Origin of the sequence: Blastomonas sp. AAP53 (genome assembly GCF_000331245.1) — a bacterium.
Taxonomy (GTDB): Bacteria; Pseudomonadota; Alphaproteobacteria; order Sphingomonadales; family Sphingomonadaceae; genus Blastomonas.
The window spans coordinates 200,422-223,114 of record NZ_ANFZ01000009.1 but is presented as its reverse complement, the minus strand read 5'-3'; the positions used below and the strand labels follow the sequence as shown (position 1 = coordinate 223,114).

Sequence of the window (22,693 nt, the reverse complement as noted above, 5' to 3'; positions counted from 1 at the left end):
CAAAAGCGGGACTGGCCCTCACAGCGCGAACTCGCCGCCCAGCGTACCCGCAGGATCGCGCAGCTCGGCGGGTATGTTGGCATCGAACCAGGCTGCCACCGGGGCGAGCGCCGGATGCGCCAGATCGCGCTCCAGCGCGCCCCACACGCGCGGGATCATCAGCGGATAGCGCGGCTTGCCGTCGCGCTTCCATAGCCGCACGAAAATCCCGACAATCTTGGCATTCCGCTGCGCGCCCAGCACGTGATAGGCGGTGTCGAAATCATAGGCCGGACGGGCAAGATCGCGATAATGCGCGATCATCTCAGCTTCCAGCGCAGGCGAGACATCGCGCCGGGCATCCTGCAGCAGCGAGACGAGATCATATGCCGGATCGCCGACCAGCGCGTCCTGAAAGTCGAGCAGTCCCTGCCCGCCATCGGCCAGCAACATGATGTTTTCCGCATGATAATCGCGCAGAACTGTCACCGCAGGCGCAGTGGCATCCATGCCATCGAGCACGGCATCCCATGCCCGGGCATATCCCGCCAAATCGACATCAAGACCCCGCGCGGGGCAGTACCATTCGGCCAGAAGCCCAGCCTCTCGCTGGTAGACGGCGCGGTCGTAAGGCGCGACATCCGCAGGGGAACTGGCATGCAGTTGCACCAGAGTTTCGATCGCCTGCGCATAGATCGCGTGTTCCGCTTGCGCATCACCGGCGTCCACCGTCTCACGCATCCGCACATCGCCAAAGTCTTCGAGCAGCACCAGGCCTTGCGCGGCATCGGCCGCCAGGATGGCAGGAGCGCGCAGCCCCTGCCCCGTCAGATAGCGCGCAACATCGATGAACGGCTGCGGGTCTTCCTCCGGCGGCGGCGCGTCCATCAGGATCGCGCGGCGGTCGCCCTCGACGATGCGGAAATAGCGCCGGAACGAGGCATCGCCCGGAATGGGCAGCACCTCTGCCGCGCCCCAGCCATGCGCATCTGCAAAACCACGGACTACCGAATCACGTTCGCTCAAAACTGGCCACCTGCAATCTGCTGCCACCGCGCCTGCCAGTTCTCGCCAGGCTGCGCGATCAGGAGCCGCTCGCTAGCATCGGTCCCTTCAATCCGCAATTGCAGCGTGTCAGGCCCAGCCAAGCCGCCGACGCGCTCGGGCCATTCGGCGATCAGCAGCGCGGGATCGCCGGCATCGAGCCCCAGTTCGTCCAGTTCCATCGCACCGTCGAGCCGGTAAAAATCGGCGTGAATGACCGGAATACGCACCTCGGGCGGGTCGTAAGGCAGGATCAGCGAAAAGGTGGGGCTGGGAACTTCGCCGGCAAAGCCCAGCGCCTTGAGGATCGCGCGCGCCAGCGTCGATTTGCCCGCGCCCAGATCACCCGAGAGCGCAATGGTTTCGCCGGGCCGAGCCGCCGTGGCCAAGGCGGCGCCCAGTTGCTCCATGGCGTCCAGCGAGGCGATCAGCAACGTCATGGCATCAGGATGGTGACAATGGTGCCGGCGCCCGGTTCGCTCATCAGCTCCATGCGGCCGCCGTGCGCCTCGACCAGGTTCTTGGCCAATGGCAGGCCCAGGCCCGAACGCTTGGGCAACGGCTTGCCTCCCGCCTCATCGGCCTGCAGCACGCCATCGAGCGCGCGTGCCTGCGCCCGCGCATCAAGCCCCGGGCCGTTGTCCGACACCACGATGCGCAGCTTGCTGCGGAACCGGTCCGCCAGTAGCAGCACGCGCCCGCCTTCCTGCGTGTAACGCAGCGCGTTGTCGACCACGGCAGCAATCGCCTGGCCAAAGCGCGCGCGATCGACCTCGGCGCTGCCCGGATCGCCCTTGATGTCGAGTTCCAGCGCGATGTTGCGCCCGCCCGCCAGCCCCGCCGCACCCTTGGCGACATCAACCAGCAGCGCACCGATGTCGGTCGGCTCCAGCTTCAACGGCAGCGTGCCCGCCTGGCTCTGGCTGAGATCAAGCACCATGTTGATCTGCGCCGACAGGCGTTCGACCGAATCGATGATTGCCCTGGCGTAATCCTGCCCCTGTTCGGACAGCGGCCCGGCCACGCCACTGGCCAGCAGTTCGGCAAAGCCGCCAATCGAGGTCAGGGGCGTGCGGAATTCATAGCTCATATTGGCCAGGAATCGCGTCTTGATCGCATCCGCTTCGACCAGAGCCTCGTTACGTTCGCGCAGCGCATCTTCCATCCGCTTGGCGTCGGACACGTCAATCATCGTGAACAATGCGCTCGAATCGGGCAGCGGAATGCCGACGAAATCGAACACCCGGCCATCCTTCATCACCAGCTGCCCCGCGCGCTGCGCCCGGTCCAGCGTCGCGGCACGGATCACCTCGCGCAGCGCAGAAATCTGCGCAGGCCGCTTGAGCCGAGGCGCGATGGCTTTCAGCAGTTCGTCGGCGCGCGGGTGCTTGGCAAGTTCGACCTCGTCCACTTCCCACACGGCGCCAAAGCGCGTGTTCCACAGGTGCAGGCGGCCGTCCGATGTAAACACCGCCAGCGCCTCATAGAGGTTGTTGAACGTGGCGGTGCGCACCCGCAACAGCGTGTCGCGCGCGCTCGCCAGCTGCACCTGCTCGGTGCGATCCTCGAAGATCAGCAGCAGGCCGTTGTCGGGCGTCGGTTGGGCGATGGCGCGCAGATGCGTGCCATCGGCGATCAGCCACACCTCTTCGGACGGACTGGCGGCATGGAACCACTCGCGCTTTTCGTCGCGCCAGGCGGGGAAATCGCGGACCTCCGGGACGCGCCCAGCCTCGCGCATCCGGTCGATCAGCCGCTCGAATTCGAGTCCATCCTGCAGCCATTGCGGCTTGAGCGAGAACATGCGGACAAAGGGCTGGTTGACGAAGATCAGGCGCCGCTGCGAATCGAACTGCGCCACGCCCGCCGACAGATTGTCGAGCATGTCGCGCTGCGCATCGCGGAAACGATCGGTCGCCTGCCGCGCCTGGATCAGCTCGTGGACATCAATGGCATAGCCTGCCACGCCCCTGCCCTTCACGGGCAGATCGACGATTTCCATGGCCCGGCGGGTGCCCGCGATCGTGGTGGTCACGGTACGGCGCGAGGCGGCATTGGCCTCCATCGTCCTGGCCGCGACCGCAACGGGAGTCAGGCCGTCAATCGTTTCCACCAGCTCCTGCCCGGCCTGCACCACTTCGGCGGCGTTGGTGGCCCCCACCGCCTGGACATAGGCGCTGTTGACCAGCAGCAGCGACAGATCCTCGCGCCGGAACCACATCGGAATGGGTGCCGCTTCGATCAGGCCCGACAGCGCATCGAAGGCGCGCTTTGCTTCGGCCTCAGCGTCTGCCAGAGCGGCCATCCGCGTTTCGCTCTCGGTTGCGTCATACAGCCACAACAGCACCGCGCCCGGCGCGATCGTCTGCGGATCGGCAAGCCGACCCTCGATGCGCAGCCGCCGGTTCGATCCGGAAGCAGTGACCGCGGTGGAAAACGGTGCCCCGCTTTTCTGCGCGGTCGTGATCTGCGCGCCCAGAGCATCGAGTGCCTCGCGCGACAGACCCCGGTTTTGCTGCGAAAGCTCGGCCAGATAGGGCGGCAGCTTTTCAAGCCCCAGCCAGCGCGCGACCCGCTCTGGCCCCTCGATACGCGAATCGGACCGAACGATCAGCGGAATGGCGGGGCCAGAATCGATCAACCGGGTCAGACGGCGCAGCTGTCGCCGCACGGTGCTGGCCGACCTGCGCATCTGCAGGCCGGTCACCAATGCCCATATTGCGCCACCGGTCCACAGCGCCAGAACGATGGCGACAGCAAACAGCCCGCCGTTGCCGTTCAACATGGCCGAATCGCCGCAAATTGGTTGTTATGGATCACCCGCGTCATCGCTGATCGCCGTAGCCCAAATTCACGCGCACGCAAAACCGACGCTGCACAAAATCCTTCCCCTTGCAGGGAAGGAAAAGGCCTCGTCTATTGTTCCCAGAACCATGGCTTCAGTTTTGCGCTGCCCGTCACCGTCTCGTTCATTGTTGGCACATCATAAAGGCGCCCGTTGAGCATCACATGGGTGATCTTGTCGGACTGGCGGATGTCGGCCACCGGATCGCCATCGATGATCACCATGTCGGCCAGCTTGCCGGGCTCGATCGACCCGATATCCTTGTCGAAGCCCAGCGAGCGCGCGCCGCTGATCGTCGCGGTGCGCAGCGCCTCCAGCGGCGTCATGCCGCCCTTGACGAAGCTCCACAGCTCCCAGTGCGAGGCGAGCCCTTCTTCCTGGCCGTGCGCGCCGATGCCTACGGGAACACCGCGCCTGGCGAGTTCCATCGCCTCGCGCGCAGACGCGGTATCGGCATAATCGTCTTCCGGACCAATCTCGCGGCGCACGGTGGTCGCTTCCAGCCGGCGCCGGGGCACGTGCTTGCTGAGGATCGGGTGCTGCCAGACATCGGTGTGGCTGCGCCAGTACGGGTCTGCCCCCATGCCGCCGAAGGTGACGACCAGGGTCGGCGTGTAGCCGACCTTGCTCTGCGCGAAGAAGCTGCGGACATCCTCGTACAGCCGCTCCTGCGGGATGTTGTGCTCCAAAGTCGTGTTGCCATCGGCAATGATGGTGATGTCCTGACCGAACAGCGACCCCCCCTCGGCGACACTCGCCAGCCCGTCGGCTTGCGCTGCCGCCACGACCTGCTGGCGCTGGTCGCGGCGCGGCTGGTTATAGTTCTTCACACTGTGTGCGCCCTGCATCTTCAGCCGCGTGGTGTGCGCGCGCGCATCGGCGAGGCTGTCGATCTCGGCAAACACCCCTGCCGCCTTGGCGCCATAGACCACCTCGCCAGTCGAAAAGATGCGCGGGGCCAGATATTTGCCCGCCCGCTGGTAGCTGGCGGCGGGGAATATCTCGCTCGCCGAGTTGCTGGGGTCGTGGATCGTGGTCACCCCCAGCGCAAGATGCGAGACAGCATGCCAGTTCTGCTGCGGAATGATGTCGTCCTGCCCCTGGGGGCCGTGGGCATGCGCGTCGATCAGCCCGGGGATGATCGTCTTGCCCGCGACGTCGACCGTTCGAGCCCCCGCTGGCACGGCAACGTTCGCGCCGACCGCGACGATGCGGTTGTCGCGCACCACGATGGTCCCGCGTTCGATGATGCCGCCGGCGTCATCCGCCATCGTCACGATACGCGCGTTGGTGAATGCGACCGTGCCCGATGGCTTGTCGGCAGGCGCGGTGACGGTGATCGCCACGCCGGTCCTGGGGGGTGCAAATTTCTTGTCGGCCTTGGCGACCGGCCCCGAAGCAATGGCACTACCCGCGTCGGCGGAATAGACCACCGGCCCCAGCGACCAGTTGAGCATCCGGCCGCCATGGCTCCACTGCAGGAAGGTCGCCCCGCCTTCGCTCACCTGCACCGCAGGCAGCGCACCGCCGCCCCGCCCTGCGCCAAGATCGACCGCGCCTGCCATGAACGGCATGACGAAGGCCGCATAATTCTGACGGAATGCGAGCATGCGGCCGTCAGGAGACAAGGCATAGCCGCTGACCATCTCGCCGCTGGCATGCGTGCGTTCTGCCTCACCATTCAGATCGGTGCTGACCAGCGCTAGCTTGCCGTCGGTTCCCCTGCTGAAATACACCCGGTCTCCGGTCGCGCCGAAATGCGGTTCGCCGCCATCGGGCGTGATCCGCCGCGTCTGGCCGCTGGCGATATCCAGAAGATAGATGCCTGGCTGCACGCCCCAGGCATCGGAGGTGAGCCCACCGCCGCCGCCCGCTTCGTACACGACCGAGCGGCCATCGGGCGAAAATTGCGGGCGTCGGAAATGGCCGGGCGTCTTGCTGATCGTCCGTGCCTCGCCGCCGCCAGCGCCCACGATGCGCAGCTCGCCCAGCCTGGCATCGTCCCAGCTGACATAGACGATCTGGCTGCCATCGCGCGACCAGGCGGGGAACAGCTCGAAATCACTGCCGCCATTGGTGACCAGAGGCTGCGCCGTGCCGCCGCTGGCGGGCTGCTGGTGCAGCTTGCCCAACGCCTCGAACACCATGCGGCTGCCATCGGGCGACGCGCTGGCAAAGCGCGGCATCGTCACCGCGACCGTTTCAGGCGCGACCGGCTTTTGCGGACGGATGGGGTCGATGACGCTCCGGGTATCGTTGACGCTGAACGGGATGATGGCTTCTGCACCGCTGGCAACATCGACCGATCGGATCTTGCCGCCTGCCCAGAAGATCACGCGGGCGCTGTCCGCGGTCCAGCCCATGTTGGGATAGACGCCGTGCACCGCCCAGGTTTCCTGCACGTCGCGGTCCATCGCGTCGTAGATCTTGCGCTCTTCGCCAGTCTTCAGATCGCGGATGTAAAGCTTGGTCTTGGCGCGCTCCCGCCGCACGAAGGCCAGATAGCGGCCATCGGGCGATGGCTGGGGACGCGCCGCGCCGCCCGGACCGCCGGTCACGCGCTCGACTTCGCCGGTGCCCATGTCATAGCGGTCGATGACGAACAGCTGGCCGTTGCTGTCCTGCGCATATTCGAAGATCGGCCCGGCGGTTGCATCCTTGCTGTAGTAAATGCCGCTGCCATCAGGCGCGAACACCGGCTCGCCCAGTTCCTTCTGATGCGCCTCGCTGGGTCGCTTGACCAGCGGTACACCATTGCCGCCGCTGACATGGTAGAGCCACAGTTCTCCGGTGCCCAGCGAACGCCCGGTGGTGAAGTGCTTGCGCGCGACGATATACTGGCCATCCGGGCTCCAGCTGGGGTTGTTGAGCAGACGGAACGTCTCTTTGGTCAGCTGCCGCTTGTCCGATCCATCGGCGTTCATGATCCAGATATTGTCGCCGCCACCGCGATCCGAGGTGAACGCGATGCGGCTGCCATCGGGCGAAAAGCGCGGGTGCTGTTCGTACGCCAGACCCTCGGCAATCCGCGTCGCAGCGCCTCCGCTGACCGGCATGGTATAGATATCACCCAGCAGGTCGAAGACGATACGGCTGCCATCGGGGCTGACATCCAGGTTCATCCAGGTGCCCTCGTCGACCTTGATCGGGATGGCACGCGTCTTCATCGGCGGGGCGTTGATGTCCCAGCTCGCAGGCTTGTCTTGTGCCAGCGCAGGCATGGAGAGCGCCAACGCCGCCATGGCGACGGAAAAGTGCAGTGCTTTCATGGTGATGTTCCCCGGAGTCTCTTATCGTATACTCCTAGGCTAACCCGGCGCAGCGCGAGCGCAACGATAAAAAGCCCGCCCCGCGATGAGCGGAGCGGGCCTTGTCAGCTTAAGCCTCCCTGCCGAAGCCGGGACCGGCAGGATCAGTAGCGGTATTCGTCCTTCTTGAACGGACCGGTCACCGACACGTCGATATATTCGGCCTGTTCCTTGGTCAGCTCGGTCAGCTTGACGCCCAGCTTTTCGAGATGGAGGCGTGCCACCTTCTCGTCGAGATGCTTGGGCAGAACGTAGACCTGGTTCTCGTACTTGTTGGCGCCCTTGAACAGTTCGATCTGCGCCAGCACCTGGTTGGTGAAGCTGGCCGACATCACGAAGCTGGGGTGGCCGGTGGCGTTGCCCAGATTGAGCAGGCGGCCCTTCGACAGCAGGATGATCCGCTTGCCACCGGGGAATTCGACCATGTCGACCTGCGGTTTGATCTCGGTCCACTTCATGTTCTCAAGCGCACCGACCTGGATCTCGTTGTCGAAGTGACCGATGTTGCCGACGATCGCCATGTCCTTCATCGCACGCATGTGCTCGAGGGTGATGACGTCCTTGTTGCCGGTGGTGGTGACGAAGATGTCGGCGGTCGCAACCACGTCTTCCAGCGTCTGCACGGCAAAGCCGTCCATCGCCGCCTGGAGCGCGCAGATCGGGTCGATTTCGGTCACGATCACGCGGGCGCCAGCGCCCTGCAGCGATGCTGCCGAACCCTTGCCGACATCACCATAGCCGCACACGACGGCGACCTTGCCGGCCATCATCACGTCAGTACCGCGACGGATGCCATCGACTAAAGATTCCTTGCAGCCGTACTTGTTGTCGAACTTCGACTTGGTGACGCTGTCATTCACGTTGATCGCGGGGAACGGCAGCTTGCCCTTCTTGGCGAGGTCGTACAGGCGGTGAACGCCGGTGGTGGTTTCTTCCGACACGCCCTTGATCGCCTGCACCGTCTTGGTGAGGTAACCCGGCGTCGCAGCGAGGCGACGCTTCAGCGTCTTGACGAAAAACTCTTCTTCCTCGTTCGAAGGCGTGAACAGCTCTTCGCCCGCTTCGACGCGCGCGCCCCACAACGCGTACATGGTAGCATCGCCGCCATCGTCGAGGATCAGGTTGCAGGTGTTGCCGTCTTCAGCACCCCAATCGAAGATGCGATCGACATAGTCCCAATACTCTTCAAGGCTCTCGCCCTTGATCGCGAACACAGGGATGCCCTGCGCCGCGATGGCGGCGGCGGCATGGTCCTGGGTCGAATAGATGTTGCAGGTCGCCCAGCGCACTTCGGCGCCCAGAGCCACCAGAGTCTCGATGAGAACGGCGGTCTGGATCGTCATGTGCAGCGAGCCGGTGATCTTGGCACCCTTGAGCGGCTGTTCGCTGCGATATTCTTCGCGGATCGACATCAGGCCGGGCATCTCGGTTTCTGCAATGGTGATTTCCTTGCGGCCGAAATCGGCAAGCGAAAGGTCGGCGACCACGTAATCGGTCTGGTCGAGGGTCGGGGCACTGGCCACGCAATATCTCCTGAATGTCCATCCATCTGGCCAACAGGGCCATAGGAAACTGCGGCTCCTTTAGCCAAAAACCGTCTTTCAGGCAAATATAAAGAAAGCTTTATATGTTCTTCGCCATGGCAGACGCTGCCCGTGGCCTCCCTGACTGGCATGCCCCCTTGCAATGGCAGCCCGCTGCGACAACATGCAGCCCAGTTGTCAAACCAGCAGGAGATACGGACATGATCAAAGTCGGCGATACCATCCCCAACACCAAATTCGTGCGCGCGACCGCAGAAGGGCCCCAGCAGGTCGAAGCCAAGGATTATTTCGCCGGCAAGACCGTCGCGCTGTTCTCCGTGCCCGGTGCATTCACGCCGACCTGCTCGGCCCGCCACCTCCCGGGCTTCGTTGAGAAGGCCGGCGCGCTGAAGGAAAAGGGCGTGGATGAAATCGCCTGCACGGCCGTCAACGATGCATTCGTGATGGGCGCATGGGGCAAGTCGGCCAACGCCGACGCCATCACCATGCTGGCAGACGGCAATGCCGATTTTGCCGAAGCGCTGGGCCTGACCATGGATGGCACTGGCTTTGGCATGGGCAAGCGCGGGCAGCGCTTTGCGATGGTCGTGAAGGATGGCGTGGTCGACAAGCTGTTTGTCGAAGAGCCGGGCGACTTCAAGGTCAGCAGCGCAGACTACATGCTCGACCAGCTTTGATCGAAGGAACCAAAGCCCTCCCCTGATCGGGGGAGGGCTTTGAACTTCAATAGCCCATCAGGCTCATGACTTCCTCGCGCGAGCGGTGGTCGTCAAGGAAACAGCCGAGCAGACGGCTGGTGATCATGCTAACGCCAGGCGTACGCACGCCGCGCGCCGTCATGCAGCTATGGCTTGCCTCGATCACGACCGCCACGCCATGCGGCTGCAGATGTTCCCAGATGCACGCTGCCACTTCCGCAGTCAGACGTTCCTGCACCTGAAGACGGCGCGAAAACCCGTGGAGCACGCGCGCCAGCTTGGAGATGCCGACAACCCGATCGCGCGGCATATAGGCGATCGATGCCTTGCCGATGATAGGTGCCATATGGTGTTCGCAATGCGACTGGAACGGGATGTCCTTGAGCAGCACCAGCTCGTCATAGCCGCCAACCTCTTCAAAGGTGCGGCTGAGATGCACGCTGGGGTCGTCATCATAGCCCGAGCAATATTCCTTCCACGCGCGCGCGACGCGCAGCGGCGTGTCGCGCAGACCCTCGCGCTCGGGGTCATCGCCCGTCCAGCGCAGCAATGTCACGATCGCTTGCTGAACCTCGTGGGGAACAGGGATCTTGCCCTTCTGTGACAAATCGTTGTCATCGTCGGCTTCGTGATACAGCATCAGGCAATCCCCCATTTATTTCTGACCGGCTGGTCAAATAGGAACCGCCCGCCACGTCTACAACCTTAGGTCGGGAGCCCGAGCACTTGCGTCAACCGTTAGCGCATCGGTCAATTGCGTTTGTGCTGCATTCCGTAACGGAACAATCCCCGGAATTGCGGGTTTCGAGAGCGTAGTTGCAAAAAATAAACATATATTAGTTGTTAATTGCAACTTTTTTCGCTGGACGCCTTCCCTCCTTTCCCCCATTTTATTGCGGTGCAATATCAATCTCCGGAGTTATCTATGCGCGTCCCCCCCAGATGCGCGCTTATCGCAGCAACCTTGGCGTTGCTGGTCAGCGCCTGCAGTTCAGAGCCGCCGCCCCCACCACCACCGCCTGCCGCTACGGTTGCAAAGCCGCTACAACGGACAGTCGTGGATTGGGATGAATATATCGGCCGCTTCACGGCAGACGAGGATGTCCAGCTGGTTGCCCGTGTTTCCGGGCCGATTTCGCGCGTCGCCTTCCGGGACGGCCGCGATGTCGGCAAAGGCGAATTGCTGTTCGTGATCGATCAGCGACCATTTCGCGCTGCCTTGGCCGAAGCCGACGCCAGCGTCGCCAGTGCTCGCGCTTCCCTCGCCAATGCGCAAGCACAGGCCACGCGCGGCCGCGAGCTGGTCGATTTTGATGCGATCAGCAAGGAAGAGGCCGATACTCTGGCGGCCAATCTGCGCACTGCACGGGCCTCCCTGGCTGCAGCACAGGCGCGCCGACAGTCAGCACAGCTAGACCTGTCTTTTACCGAGGTTCGCGCGCCCATTTCGGGTCGCGTATCGAACCGGATGGTCGATGTCGGCGATTTCGTGACGGCAGGCCAGACCGAATTGACCCGGATTGTCCGCATCAACCCCATCCGTTTCAGCTTCGACGGCGCAGAGGCGTTTTACCTGAAATACATCCGCCAGGATGCCGGCGGCGAACGCAAAAGCTCGCGCTACGCCGCCAATCCGGTCGAGATACAGCTCGCCGACGAACCGAATTTCCGTTGGCGTGGCCGGATGGAGTTCCTGAACAACGGCATCAGCCCCGAGACGGGCACGATCACCGCTTATGCCATGGTCGACAACCCCAACGGTTTTCTGGTTCCCGGCATGTTCGGTCGAGCGCGGCTGCTGGGGTCAGGCACCTACAAGGCCATGCTGGTTCCCGACGAGGCGATCATGACCGATCAGACCCGCAAGCTCGTCTTCGTGCTGGGCAAGGATAACAAGGTCGCGCCACGTCCCGTGCAGACCGGTCCGATGGTCGAAGGGCTGCGCGTGATCCGTGAGGGCATTGCGCCTACCGAGCAGATCGTGATCGACGGACTGGCACGGATGCAGCCGGGCATGGTGGTGACGCCACGCAAGGGGCAGATCAAGGCTCGCGCCAAGGATGACGCGCCGATTTCCCAGCCCATCACGGCCCCGGCTCCGGCCCAGGCGACGGCGAGATAATCCCATGCGCATTGCCCATTTCTGCATCGACCGCCCGATCTTCGCGGCGGTCCTCTCGATCCTGATCGTCATCTTCGGCGTGGTGGCCTATCCCACCTTGCCGGTATCGCAATATCCCGAGATCGCCCCGCCAACCGTGGTGGTCAGTGCCAGCTTCCCGGGAGCCAGCGCCGAGACGATCTCCGATGTCGTCGCCGCGCCGCTAGAGGAATCGATCAACGGCGTCGAAGACATGCTGTACATGTCGTCCTCCTCAACCGGAGACGGCAATCTGGCCCTCACCGTTACGTTTGCCCAGGGCACCGATGTCGATCAGGCGCAGGTGCTGGTGCAGAACCGGGTGAGCAGCGCCGAGCCACGGCTGCCGGCAGAGGTCCGCCAGATCGGCGTCACGGTGCGCAAGAACTCGCCTGACCTGCTGCTGGTTGCGAACTTCTTTTCACCCGATGGGTCGCTTACCCAGTCCTATATTTCAAACTACGCCACACTGCAGGTCATCGACCGGATTTCGCGGATCGAGGGCATCGGCGCGGCGCGTCTGTTCGGCGGACGCGATTATAACATGCGCGTCTGGATAGATCCCGATCTCGCCGCCGCGCGCAACCTGACCGTCGATGAAATCGTCGGCAAGATTCGTGCGCAGAACGCGCAGGTCTCTGCCGGATCGATCGGCCAGCCGCCGTTCAATACCGGCGGCACGGCATTCCAGCTGGGTGTCCAGACGCAGGGCCGGCTGAGCACGCCGGAGGAATTCGGCCAGATTGTCGTCAAGCGCGATGGCCTTGCGCTGACCCGCCTTGCCGATGTCGCTCGCATCGAACTTGGCGCGCAGGACTATAGCATCAACGCGTTTTCCAGCGGTCGCCCGACCGTCGCGCTGGCAATATCGCAGCTTCCTGGATCGAACGCGCTAACGGTTGCCAAGGCTGTCGAGGACGAACTCAAGCGCGCGTCCAATGATTTCCCGCCCGGCATGGCCTATTCCATTCCCTATAACCCCACGACCTATGTCGAGGCTTCGATCGCCGCGGTGCAGGATACGCTGATAGAAGCGATCATCCTCGTCGCCATCGTCGTCCTGCTGTTCCTGCAAAGCTGGCGCGCAGCGATCATCCCGATCATCGCGATCCCGATCGCGCTGGCAGGTGCCATCGCCGTGCTTGCCGCGCTCGGGTTCTCGCTCAACAGCCTGTCGTTGTTCGGCATGGTGCTCGCCATCGGCATCGTCGTCGATGACGCCATTGTCGTGGTCGAAAATGTCGAGCGGTTGATGGAAGAAGAGGGGCTTAGCCCGTTCGATGCCGCACACAAGACGATGGATGAGGTCTCCGGTGCGTTGATCGCCATCGCGCTGGTGCTGTGCGGCGTGTTCATTCCCACCGCGTTCATCCCGGGAATCTCGGGGGCCTTCTACCAGCAGTTCGCCGTGACGATCGCCGGGGCGACGGCGTTTTCCGCTTTCGTTTCGCTCACCCTGTCGCCTGCGCTTGCCGCGCTGCTGCTGCGTCCGCGCACGCACAGCGAGCAAGCGGCTCCGGCGGGATGGCGCGGCTGGGGCCAGCGCTTTGCCGGTGGCTTCAATCGCGGCTTTGCCAGGCTCTCGGAACGCTATGGCCGCCTCACCGCGCGCACCATTCGCAGCCTGATGTTCATGGGCATTGCCTATCTCATCCTGATCGCCATTGCCGGCTGGCGCTTCACCGCGACTCCTGCAGGCTTCATCCCTGCGCAGGACCAGGGCTACCTGATCGGGGTTGTCCAGATGCCGCCGGGCGCTTCGCTGCAGCGCACCACTGCGGCGCTGGAAGAGGCACAGGCCATCGCGCTCAAGAATGGCTCGGTGGTCAATACCATAGCCTTTGCCGGGTTTGATGGCGCGACCTTCACCAATGCGCCCAACGCCGCCGCGATCTTCATTTCGCTGAAGGAGGCGGGAACCCGTGCGTCGGCCGATGACGTCGCCAACGAGCTGCGCGGCGCGATGTCGGGCATCACGGCTGGCAGCATTCTGGTCATCGCCCCTCCCCCCGTGGCAGGACTTGGCACCGGCGGCGGTTTCAAGATGATCATCGAGGATCGTGGCAACGCCGGACTTCAGGCGCTTGAGGGAGCCGCATTCGCGATGATGGGCGCGGCCAACCAGACCGAGGGAATTGCCGGCGCCTTCACCACGTTCAACACCCGCACCCCGCGACTGTTCGCAGATATCGACCGTGCACGGGCTGAGCAACTGGGTGTGCCGGTGGAGAACATCTTCTCGACGCTCGGCACCTATCTGGGATCGAGCTACATCAACGATTTCAATTTCCTGGGCCGCACATTCCGCGTGACCGCACAGGCAGATGCTCCCTATCGCGATGATGTCGCCGATATCGGTCGCCTGCGCACCCGATCATCCAGCGGACAGATGGTGCCACTCGATGCGGTCATGAGCCTGCGCAACGATTCAGGTGCCTATCGCGTGGTTCGCTACAACCTGTACCGATCCGCCGAGCTGCAGGGCGATACGCTGCCCGGCTATTCGAGCGGCCAATCGCTCGACGCGATGGAGCAACTGGCGCTCAAGGTGCTGCCGCAGGGGTTTGACTATGAGTGGACCGAACTTGCCTTTCAGCAGCGCGCAGCCGGCGATACCGGAACATTGGTCTTCCTGCTCGGCGTGGTCTTCGTCTTCCTGCTGCTCGCCGCCCAATATGAAAGCCTGGTATTGCCGCTGGCGGTGATCCTGATCGTGCCGATGTGTCTTCTGGCGGCTATCCTGGGCGTCAACCTGATGGGGCGGGACAACAACATCCTCACCCAGATCGGCCTGGTGGTGCTGATCGGCCTGGCAGCCAAGAACGCGATCCTGATCGTGGAGTTTGCCAAGCATAACGAGGACCACGGCCAATCTGTGCTGGAGGCTGCCCGTCACGCCGCTGCGCAGCGCCTGCGCCCGATCCTGATGACGTCGCTGGCGTTCATCCTGGGCGTGCTGCCGCTGGTAATCTCTGGCGGTCCGGGGTCGGAAATGCGCCAGGCTCTGGGCATTGCGGTGTTCTTCGGCATGATTGGCGTGACCATCTTCGGCCTGCTGTTCACGCCCGCATTCTACGTGATGGTGCGCACCTTGGAGGAACGGATCAGGGCATGGTCGGCCCGCCGCAAGCAGAGCAACACCATCCCCAACGAACCGGACCAGCCCGTGCTGGAGGGCAATCAGCCATGATCAAGACACGAAACCTGCTCACCTGCGTTGCGATGGGCGCAGCACTCTCTGCCTGCACCGTCGGCCCGGATTTCGGGCGTCCGGCCACGCCCGGTGGAACGGCGCAGCCGTTCGTCGAGGGTGCGGATCCGCGCTTTGCCCAGACCCCGCTTCCCGAAGGCTGGTGGCGCCTGTTCGAGGACCCGGCGCTCGATGCGCTGGTGACTCGCGCACTGGAGCGCAATACGAGCGTCCGCGAGGCCAGCGCCAATCTGCGGCGCGCCCGCGCCCTGGTACGCGAAGCGCGCGCGGGCCAGCTCCCCAGCCTGAACGGCAGCGCTTCGGCCAATACCAATCAGGTGGGCACGGGGGCCAATGCCGGCGTGGGCTTTGCCCCGCCCGAGCCGCTGACGTTCGATTTCTATCAGCTGGGCACGGACGCGTCTTACGAAATCGACCTGTTCGGCGGCATCCGTCGATCGGTCGAAGCCTCGCGCGGCGATGCGCTGGCAGCGCAGGCAGAGCTGGATGCAGCGCGGGTCAGCGTTGCAGCAGAGGTGGCGCGCACTTACGCGCTGGCGTGCTCGAGCCGCCTGCAGGCCAATATCGCCCGCGACTCCCTGGCGGCCCAGCTGCGCACGCTTGACCTGACGCAACGCCTGTCGGCTGCCGGACGCGGGCAGCGGCGCGATGTCGCCAATGCCGAGCTGCTCGTCGCACAGGCCCAGGCCCAGATCCCGCAATTCGAAGCAGAGCAGCGGGCGGCCCTGTTTGCGTTGGCCACCCTGACCGGTGACCCGCCGGGCAACCTGGACGCCGCAGCGGCGGCCTGCGCCAGCCCGCCACGCACGCCAGCTGCAATCCCGGTCGGCGATGGCGCAGCGCTGCTTGCCCGTCGCCCCGATGTCCGCGCAGCCGAGGCCCGCCTTGCGGCGGATACCGCGCGCGTAGGTGTGGCAACCGCTGCGCTCTATCCCTCGATCCGTCTTGCCGGATCGCTCTCCATAGGGGGGACGTCCCCAGGTGCGCTGACGGAATCGAACAACCTGGGCTTTTCGCTCGGCCCGCTGATTTCCTGGTCGATCCCGATCGACGGCGCGGCCCGTGCGCGTGTCAACGCGGCATCGGCGCAGGCCGACGCCAGACTGGCCGCGTTCGACGGCGCCGTGCTGACGGCGCTGCAGGAGACCGAACAGGCGCTGGCCCGGCTGAAAGGCGCGCTGGAGCAGGAGGCTGCCCTGCAGGACGCCGCCAAGGCAGCGGACGAAGTAGCGCGGATCACCCGCATCCGCTTCCGCGCGGGCCGCGACAACGCGCTGCAATTGCTGGAGGTCGAACGCAACCTGCTGGCCGCACGCGCTGCCAGCGGAGCGGCCGCTGCGGCTCGCGCCGAAGCAGAGGTCTCGCTGTTCCGGGCGCTCGGCGGGGGGTGGGAAAATGCGCCGGCGGTGCAGGAGGTCAGTGCGACAAAGCGCGATTAATCGCGCAATCGCTCGATCGCCTGTGCCAGCGCGACGTACAGCTTGCCCGTCTCCGACGACAGCAACGTCACGCCCATCACCCCGCCATCGCGGGTGGAAAGGACCGTGCGCAGCATGCTTTCGAAATCGTGGATGTAGCGGTTGACCAGTTCGTAGAACACCGGATCGTTCTCATAGGTCGCCGCGATTTCCTTCGCTTCGCCATTGTCGATCAGACGCACGGCGCGCCGGGTAAAGACGCCGCGGTCGCCGCGCAGATAGGCGGACCAGGCGGTGTCGCTGACATCGGTCGACAGGATCTTGTCGACATCGATCGACGTGGAGTTGAGCGATTCCGTGAGCAGCGCCAACCGCCGCGCGAAATCGTTATCGGTGCGCTCTTCGGCCAGTTCGCGCGCTTCGGACACGCGCCGTTCGAGATGGCTTGCCAGATCGTCGACCCGGGCCAGCTGATCCTTGAGGTGAAGGCTGGCATCGCTGGTTGCGCCCACCGCGCGGTTGATGGCGGATTCCAGCTTGCCGACCAGTTCTTCGGCCTTGCCGCGCAGCACCTTCTCCAGCGCAGCTCCGGTGTCCTTGCCCAGCTTGTCGGTCGCACCAACAATCGCACGCTCCATGGCGCGCCGCGCCTCATCAGCTGCTGCATGGGCTTCGCGCTGCACGTCGCGCATTGTTTCGACCAGCCGCACCGCAGAATGGGCATTGATCTGATCGATCTCGTCACGCGCCAGGCGCATCGCGTTGACCAATTTGCCGATTTCGTCGGCGCGCTCGCTCCAATGGCTTTCACTCGCTTCCGCCAGCCGCCCGATTTCGCCGGTCTGCTGTGCGATGCGCTGTTCGAAATTGCCCAGCACAGATCCAAGCCGGATCATCTGGCCATCCACTTCGGCCACGCCTTCATGCAGGACACCCACACGCTGCCGACTGGACTCGGTGGTGCGGTCCAGTTCGACAAGCGCCTGAGGGATGGTATCGCCCAGTTGGCGCTGGATGGCATCGAGCAGCTCGCGCAATCGTTGCGACTTGGCATCGAAAATCTCGGCATGGCCGCTGCCTGCCGCCAGCTTTGAGGACAGCGACGCCACGTTGCCGTCGAGCGCCGAGAGCGCAAACGCAAGCTGGGCAAGCGATTCGCTGCTTTGCCGATCCATCGCTTCCAGACGTTGTTCGGCCTGCGTGATCTGGGCATCGGCGGCACGGATGATCTGGCGGATAACCGCATCGCTCTCGCCCGTCGAAGTCGCCAGCGCGTTCAGCGTCAGCCCCAGGTCATCCGTCGCGGTCCGCATATCCTTGCGGCTGGAGGCCGCCTGTTCGCCAATCTTTTCAGCCATGCTGGCAAGCGATTGCTCCAGATCGGCAATGAGCGCTCTGAGCTGTTCGGCCTGTCGTTCCGACGTCTGGTCGAGGTTCTTGAGCGTATTGGCAAGACGGCTGGCAACCGTCTCGATCGCCTGATCCATTGCCTGGCTCGCTTCGGCCACCTGCCGCGACAGCGCGCCACCGCTCGTTTCGACCGATTGCGCCAGCCGCACCGTCGCCGCATCCGATTCCTGCACCAGTGTACCAATCTGCGCGCTGGCGGCCTGACCGAAGGCGTTCAGCTTCTCGAAGGCGGAGACCATGCTTTCGACCTGGAGCTGCGCCGTGCGCCCCGCATTGCCGATCTGGTTGGTCACGTCCTTGGCGGAATTGGCGATCACCGGAAGGTGGTTGCGCAATTTGTCCATATTGCCGGATGCCGCTTCGCTGACCTCACCGATCGCGCGCATGCCGGTATCGCTCGCCTGGATCATGGCGCGCAACTCCTCGGCAAAGCCGCGCAGCCTGTCGCTGGACACCCGCCCCAGCGATTCCAGCTCAAGGCTTTGATTGGCCAGAAATTCGCGCGCGAGTGAGAGCTCTGCATTCACATGCGCCAGCCGGGTCTCCAACGCCGCGCTTTCCGTGCGCAAAGACCCCGCTACGCCGGCAAAGCGCCGCGCCTCGCTGGTGCTGTTGCGCTGAAAGACAAGGTAGAGCGCCGCGATCAGCACCATCGGCACCGCCCATTGCGAAACCGATAGCACCAGCAGCGCAGGGGTCGCGGCGGTGGGCAGCGTGCCAACCAATGCCCAGACATACGCGCCGGTCCAGGCGAGGCCCAGGCCCATCGCGGTCCAGCCAGCGGGACCGATCGCAGCTTGCGCCCTGGGCAGGTCTTCCTCGTCCATCCAGCGCATCTCCGAATCATCCGCGTCCGATGCGTCGCTCCGCAGCGGCAAGGCAGGCGCCGCCATGTCCGGAACCGGCTCATTTGCCGTCGGATTTTCGTCGCTGCGCCCATGCCGCAGATCTATGATCTTTTTCCCCTCGCCCATGGCATCATGCTTAACAGATTTTCACCCGCCAGAAACCGAAAGTTAAGGCGGCTCGTCTAATCGAGTCGGTCATGGCCTATGAATCCGGAGCATTGAATGCGGCGCTGGCCGCCGCTGTCGGCAGCGACCCAGATCTGGTCGCCGAACTGCGGGGAGCCTTTGTCGAAAGCGCGGCCCGACAGATCGACCTGCTGGGGCGGTCGCGATGCGATGCCAACTGGCACTTTGCGGCGCTGCGGCTCAAGAGCCTGGCTGCCAGCTTCAGCGTTCAGGGAATCGTGGATCTCGCCGATCGCGCGCTGGAAGGCGCGCCTGGCGACCCGGTGGTGCTGCGCGACCTCGCCGCGGCGATGCGTGACTTTGGCGATAGCTCCACCGCTCAAGTGTAAACGCGCCTAACTTCCCGCCTGCAATCGTCCTGCCGGTTGGCAGAGCACCTGCCACCCGATAAGAGGGCCGCTCCCGACCAACCGGAGCAGACCCTCAAACGTGCGTGCCGCCCTGATATCGCTGATCGAAACACTGCCCGGCGGCACCGGCCTGCGTGGCGCTTTGCCGCTGGCCCATGGCCAGCTGGCGATGCTGCACATCGACCTTGCGGTGCAGGCAGGCGCCGGCGAAATCCTGTGCCTTGTCGGCGCCGTCGATGATCGCGTGCGGCAGATCGAGACCTATGCTGCCCGGCGCGGTGTCATCTTCCATCTGGCCCGCTCGATCGCCGACATCAGCGTCCGCCTGGCCAGCGAGGACGAACTGCTGATCATCGCCGACGGGCTCTATGTCGCCCCCGGTGACATGGCGCGGATGGCGCGCGAGACGGGCACCTTCGTTGCCAGCTTCGCGCCCGGGGATGGCGCACGCGTGCTGATAGAGCGGTTCGAACGGATCGACATCAACCATGTCTGGGCGGGCCTCGCCTGCATCCGCGCGCGCGACGTCGTCGATGCCCGCGACCTGCCCGAGGACTGGAGCATCCAGTCTGCGTTGTTGAGGCTGGCGATACAGAAGGGCTATCGGCGCGAGGTGCTGCCCTTTGCCCTGGCAGAGGCGGGCCGCATCGCGATGGTCCGCGAAGGGCACGAGGTGAACATCCTGGCGCTTCAGGAGCTTGCCGGGTCCTCGGGGACCCTGGGCGGGAAGCTGGTGCAAACGGCACCCGTGCGCAGCCTGGCATTGCGAGCCTGGTCGGCAAGGTGGAGCGGTCCGGCCCTGCGGATATCGGCGGTCGCGCTGCCGGTTCTGGGAATCGGAGCTGCCATTGGTGGCTGGAGCATGGCGGCGCTCGCAATGCTGATCGCTGGCCGCGGTGCAGGCCATGGCGCCAACCGGCTGTTCGGTCGATTTGCCGGGATGCTGACCAGCGAGATGGAGCAGGCCGCGCGCGATATTGCCTTTGCCGCCGCGTTCATCGTCATCACCGTTCTGGGCGTGGCGGCATCTGACCGGCTTGCCGGGCTTTTTGCCGCACTGATCCTGCCGGGTCTGGCCATCGTGCTCGGACGCGTGAACGGCCCCCTGCCCAGGGTCTGGCGCAGACTGGCCGGTTCCCCCAGCATGGTCGCCGCGGCCGCCTTGCTGGCGATCCCCTTTGGCCTATTGATGCCGGTATTGATGCTGTGGAACCTCGCGCTCGTGGCGCTGTTGCTGTGGCAAACGCGCCCGTCCCCGCTTGCGGCAGACTAGCGCGCCACCCATATCTGCATCCGGGCGTCGCGAGCTTGAACTAACAGCATTTTAACCAGCAATTGGTAGGCAAAGGCGATGAATACCGACATGGCCCTCGCACGCCCGATGTTACGGGACGCTGGCGCGTTGCTGCGCCATGCCGATGCGCAGGCTCGGCAGGCGCTGGCGGTGCCGGCGTTGGTCCGCCAACGGTTGTCGCCCGATTCGGCGCAGACGCTGCGCGAAGACGATCTGAGCCTTGCTGGCGGGTTCGTCGATTCCATCGCAAGACGATTGGCCGAAGCTTTGGGGGCTGCAGATGCTGCCGCCATCGCACGCCATGCCGTGCTCGCGTGCCCGCCAGCCACGCGCCTGCTCTACGCGCGCGCGATCGAGGCCCGGTTGTGTCACCAGTCCGGGCTGATCGGATTGCCGACGGCCGAACTGCCCCCACGCGTTGAAGCCCTAGTCGGCGATGCGCAGGACGAACTGGCAGAAAGCGCCATGGCGCTGATCATCGCGCAAAGCCGATTCGTCAGCCGGGCGCAGGGCTTTGCCATAGATATCGACGAACTGCCGCCAGAGATTCTGCATGCGCTGGTACGGCTGGCAGTGGCCTGGCTGCAGGATAACGATGCGAGCGATCCGATGGCCTTGCGCAACGCCGCCGATGTGCTGCTGGCGCAGTTCGATGAACGGCGCGGTCGCCCGCACCGGCTGATGCGGTTCTGCCATCTGTTCGAATTGCCGCGCGCCGGTGACGATTGGGCGTTGGCCGACAACGGCCCCTCGCTGGCGATCGCCATGCTGGAGCGATCGAGCGGCGTCGCTGGCGACCTGTTGCTAGACATGCTGCGCGATCCGGATCTGACCCGGCTTGCGGTGGTGCTGCGCGCCTGCGCGATTGAAGTGAATGTCGCTGCACGCTTGCTTCAGGACTTTGCGGTGCTTGCCTCGCTGCGGGTCGATGATCTGCCCTCTGCCGCCGCATTGCGCGCCATTGCTTCCGATGATGCCATGCGGATCGTCGCGGGCTGGCGCAACATGGACCCGGTCCAGACCGCTGGCCCTGCCTGGTGAACGCGCATCCTCTCAACAGCGAACACGCAATGACGCAGGTCAGCCTCGGCAAGGAAACCCTGGCCCGTGTTGACCGCGATGGACGGCTGCTGTTGGCTGGCGAACGGCTGTCCGCCTTGCATGCCAGCCTGGGGGGTGAGCCGGGCGGCATTCTGGCTGTGCCCGCGCTGCTGGATTTCGTCCGTCATGGCCAACGCCTCGGCATGCGGTTGTCGCGGCCCGTGATAGTGGCAGGTGCCGACACGCTGATCGACCTGTGGTGCGAGTGCACACCTGGGCCCGAGAGCGCGGATATCGCAATCACCTCGTGGCGCGAGCAACCGCTGCCGACCGCACCGCTGCCCGCGACTGCCTTGACTCTGCCGCCGCTCGACCCTGACGCGATCGCAATCCGCATCGACGCCGCCGAGCGGATATTGGCAGTGCAAACGCAAATGCCTCTGGGCCTGCAAGTCCAGACAGAACGGTGGACGCTGCAACCAATCTCGAGTGTCGTTACCGGTTCCGATGGCGCCCCTGTCGCAAGGGCAGCGCAGGCCGATGGACGTCGCGTCCGTCTGCCTGGCGATGACCGCCTGTGGCTGGCCAGCCTCCAGCCCGATCATGCGGGTGGTCATGCGCGGCTGGTTCTGACACCGGCACCGGCTGAGATCGAACCCGAGGCGCCCCCGCCCCCACCGCCGCTTTTCGATGGCGAACGATTGACGCGCATGTTCGGCAGCCAGATCGGGCCGGCGCTGCGTCAGCCGATCGGGCGGATCATCGCCAATGCCGAAACCATCGGCGGACGGCTGGAAGGCCCGTTGCGCGCCGATTATGCCAACTACGCCAGCGATATAGCATCTGCCGGACGCCATCTGCTCGCACTGGTCGATGATCTGGCGGATCTGGAAGCGATCGAGGCAACCGGTTTCAGCGCGGCGCGCGAACACGTCGACCTGGCGGATCTCGCTCGCCGCGCCGCAGGGTTGCTCGCGCTGAAGGCCGCCGACCGCTCGATCCGCATCGACAAGCCCGCCGAAGATGACAGCGCACCGGCATTGGGCGAGTTTCGCCGGGTTCTGCAGGTCCTGTTGAACCTCGTCGCCAATGCGATCAACTATGCGCCAGACGGTTCGATGATCTGGTTGCGGCTGGATGACGGGCCAGACTGGGCAAGCGTTACAGTCGCCGATCAGGGCCCGGGCCTGAGCGATGAGGACAAGCAGCGTCTGTTCAACAAATGGGAACGGCTCGGCCGGAGCGGCGATGGCGGCAGCGGGCTGGGGCTTTATATTTCGCGCCGACTGGCACTGGCCATGAACGGCGACCTGACAGTGGAAAGCGCGCCGGGTCAGGGCGCGCGTTTCACCTTGATCTTGCCGAAGGAATAGCCCC

Annotated in this window: 15 protein-coding genes; 8 read left to right on the top strand and 7 right to left on the bottom strand. The window is 64.5% G+C overall.

Going from position 1 to position 22,693, the window contains the following annotated elements:
* Positions 1-18 precede the first annotated feature (18 nt).
* The 5 genes from D618_RS0107965 to ahcY all read right to left on the bottom strand — a co-directional run bounded on the left by D618_RS0107965 (position 19) and on the right by ahcY (position 8,699).
* Positions 19-1,005, bottom strand: coding sequence for a phosphotransferase (locus D618_RS0107965; RefSeq protein WP_017670978.1), 987 nt, complete (start codon positions 1,003-1,005; stop codon positions 19-21).
* Positions 1,002-1,463: a tRNA (adenosine(37)-N6)-threonylcarbamoyltransferase complex ATPase subunit type 1 TsaE gene (gene tsaE, locus D618_RS0107960; protein WP_017670977.1), complete on the bottom strand. Its 462-nt coding sequence runs from the start codon at positions 1,461-1,463 to the stop codon at positions 1,002-1,004. The genes D618_RS0107965 and tsaE overlap by 4 nt, the downstream gene beginning before the upstream one ends.
* Positions 1,460-3,808, bottom strand: a complete 2,349-nt coding sequence (locus D618_RS0107955; RefSeq protein WP_017670976.1) for a PAS domain-containing sensor histidine kinase — start codon at positions 3,806-3,808, stop codon at positions 1,460-1,462. The genes tsaE and D618_RS0107955 overlap by 4 nt, the downstream gene beginning before the upstream one ends.
* A 131-nt stretch (positions 3,809-3,939) precedes the next feature.
* Entirely contained in the window at positions 3,940-7,137 is a 3,198-nt protein-coding gene (locus D618_RS0107950; RefSeq protein WP_152414597.1) for an amidohydrolase family protein, read from the bottom strand.
* Between the two features lie 143 nt (positions 7,138-7,280).
* The gene (gene ahcY, locus D618_RS0107945; protein WP_017670973.1) at positions 7,281-8,699 is read right to left on the bottom strand and encodes an adenosylhomocysteinase; all 1,419 of its coding nucleotides are present in this window, start codon (positions 8,697-8,699) and stop codon (positions 7,281-7,283) included.
* A gap of 221 nt (positions 8,700-8,920) precedes the next feature.
* Between ahcY and D618_RS0107940 the strand changes: the two genes are divergently transcribed.
* The gene (locus tag D618_RS0107940) at positions 8,921-9,397 is read left to right on the top strand and encodes a peroxiredoxin (RefSeq protein WP_017670972.1); all 477 of its coding nucleotides are present in this window, start codon (positions 8,921-8,923) and stop codon (positions 9,395-9,397) included.
* Between the two features lie 46 nt (positions 9,398-9,443).
* Here D618_RS0107940 and folE read toward each other — a convergent pair whose 3' ends face one another.
* Positions 9,444-10,058, bottom strand: a complete 615-nt coding sequence (gene folE, locus D618_RS0107935; protein ID WP_017670971.1) for a GTP cyclohydrolase I FolE — start codon at positions 10,056-10,058, stop codon at positions 9,444-9,446.
* 285 nt (positions 10,059-10,343) lie between these two features.
* Here folE and D618_RS0107930 point away from each other — a divergent pair, with 285 nt between their 5' ends.
* Genes D618_RS0107930 through D618_RS0107920 form a run of 3 tightly spaced genes read left to right on the top strand, consistent with a single transcriptional unit; the run spans position 10,344 to position 16,208 of the window.
* Positions 10,344-11,540 (top strand): efflux RND transporter periplasmic adaptor subunit, encoded by a 1,197-nt coding sequence (locus D618_RS0107930; protein ID WP_026091428.1) that lies wholly within the window; start codon positions 10,344-10,346, stop codon positions 11,538-11,540.
* Positions 11,541-11,544: 4 nt separating this feature from the next.
* On the top strand, positions 11,545-14,748 hold the full coding sequence (locus D618_RS0107925) for a multidrug efflux RND transporter permease subunit (RefSeq protein WP_017670969.1): 3,204 nt from the start codon (positions 11,545-11,547) through the stop codon (positions 14,746-14,748).
* Entirely contained in the window at positions 14,745-16,208 is a 1,464-nt protein-coding gene (locus tag D618_RS0107920; protein ID WP_017670968.1) for an efflux transporter outer membrane subunit, read from the top strand. The genes D618_RS0107925 and D618_RS0107920 overlap by 4 nt, the downstream gene beginning before the upstream one ends.
* On the opposite strand, the gene D618_RS0107915 is transcribed toward D618_RS0107920, so the two are convergent.
* Complete coding sequence (locus D618_RS0107915; protein ID WP_152414596.1) at positions 16,205-18,490, bottom strand: hypothetical protein; 2,286 nt, start codon at positions 18,488-18,490, stop codon at positions 16,205-16,207. The two genes, D618_RS0107920 and D618_RS0107915, sit on opposite strands and share 4 nt — an antisense overlap.
* Positions 18,491-18,642: 152 nt before the next feature.
* Here D618_RS0107915 and D618_RS0107910 point away from each other — a divergent pair, with 152 nt between their 5' ends.
* The 4 genes from D618_RS0107910 (at position 18,643) to D618_RS0107895 (ending at position 22,689) form a co-directional block, all read left to right on the top strand.
* Positions 18,643-18,960: a hypothetical protein gene (locus D618_RS0107910; protein WP_017670966.1), complete on the top strand. Its 318-nt coding sequence runs from the start codon at positions 18,643-18,645 to the stop codon at positions 18,958-18,960.
* A gap of 100 nt (positions 18,961-19,060) precedes the next feature.
* On the top strand, positions 19,061-20,254 hold the full coding sequence (locus D618_RS0107905) for a hypothetical protein (protein WP_017670965.1): 1,194 nt from the start codon (positions 19,061-19,063) through the stop codon (positions 20,252-20,254).
* Between the two features lie 108 nt (positions 20,255-20,362).
* Entirely contained in the window at positions 20,363-21,316 is a 954-nt protein-coding gene (locus D618_RS0107900; RefSeq protein ID WP_152414595.1) for a hypothetical protein, read from the top strand.
* Positions 21,313-22,689, top strand: a complete 1,377-nt coding sequence (locus tag D618_RS0107895) for a HAMP domain-containing sensor histidine kinase (RefSeq protein ID WP_017670963.1) — start codon at positions 21,313-21,315, stop codon at positions 22,687-22,689. The genes D618_RS0107900 and D618_RS0107895 overlap by 4 nt, the downstream gene beginning before the upstream one ends.
* The last annotated feature ends 4 nt before the right edge of the window (positions 22,690-22,693 follow it).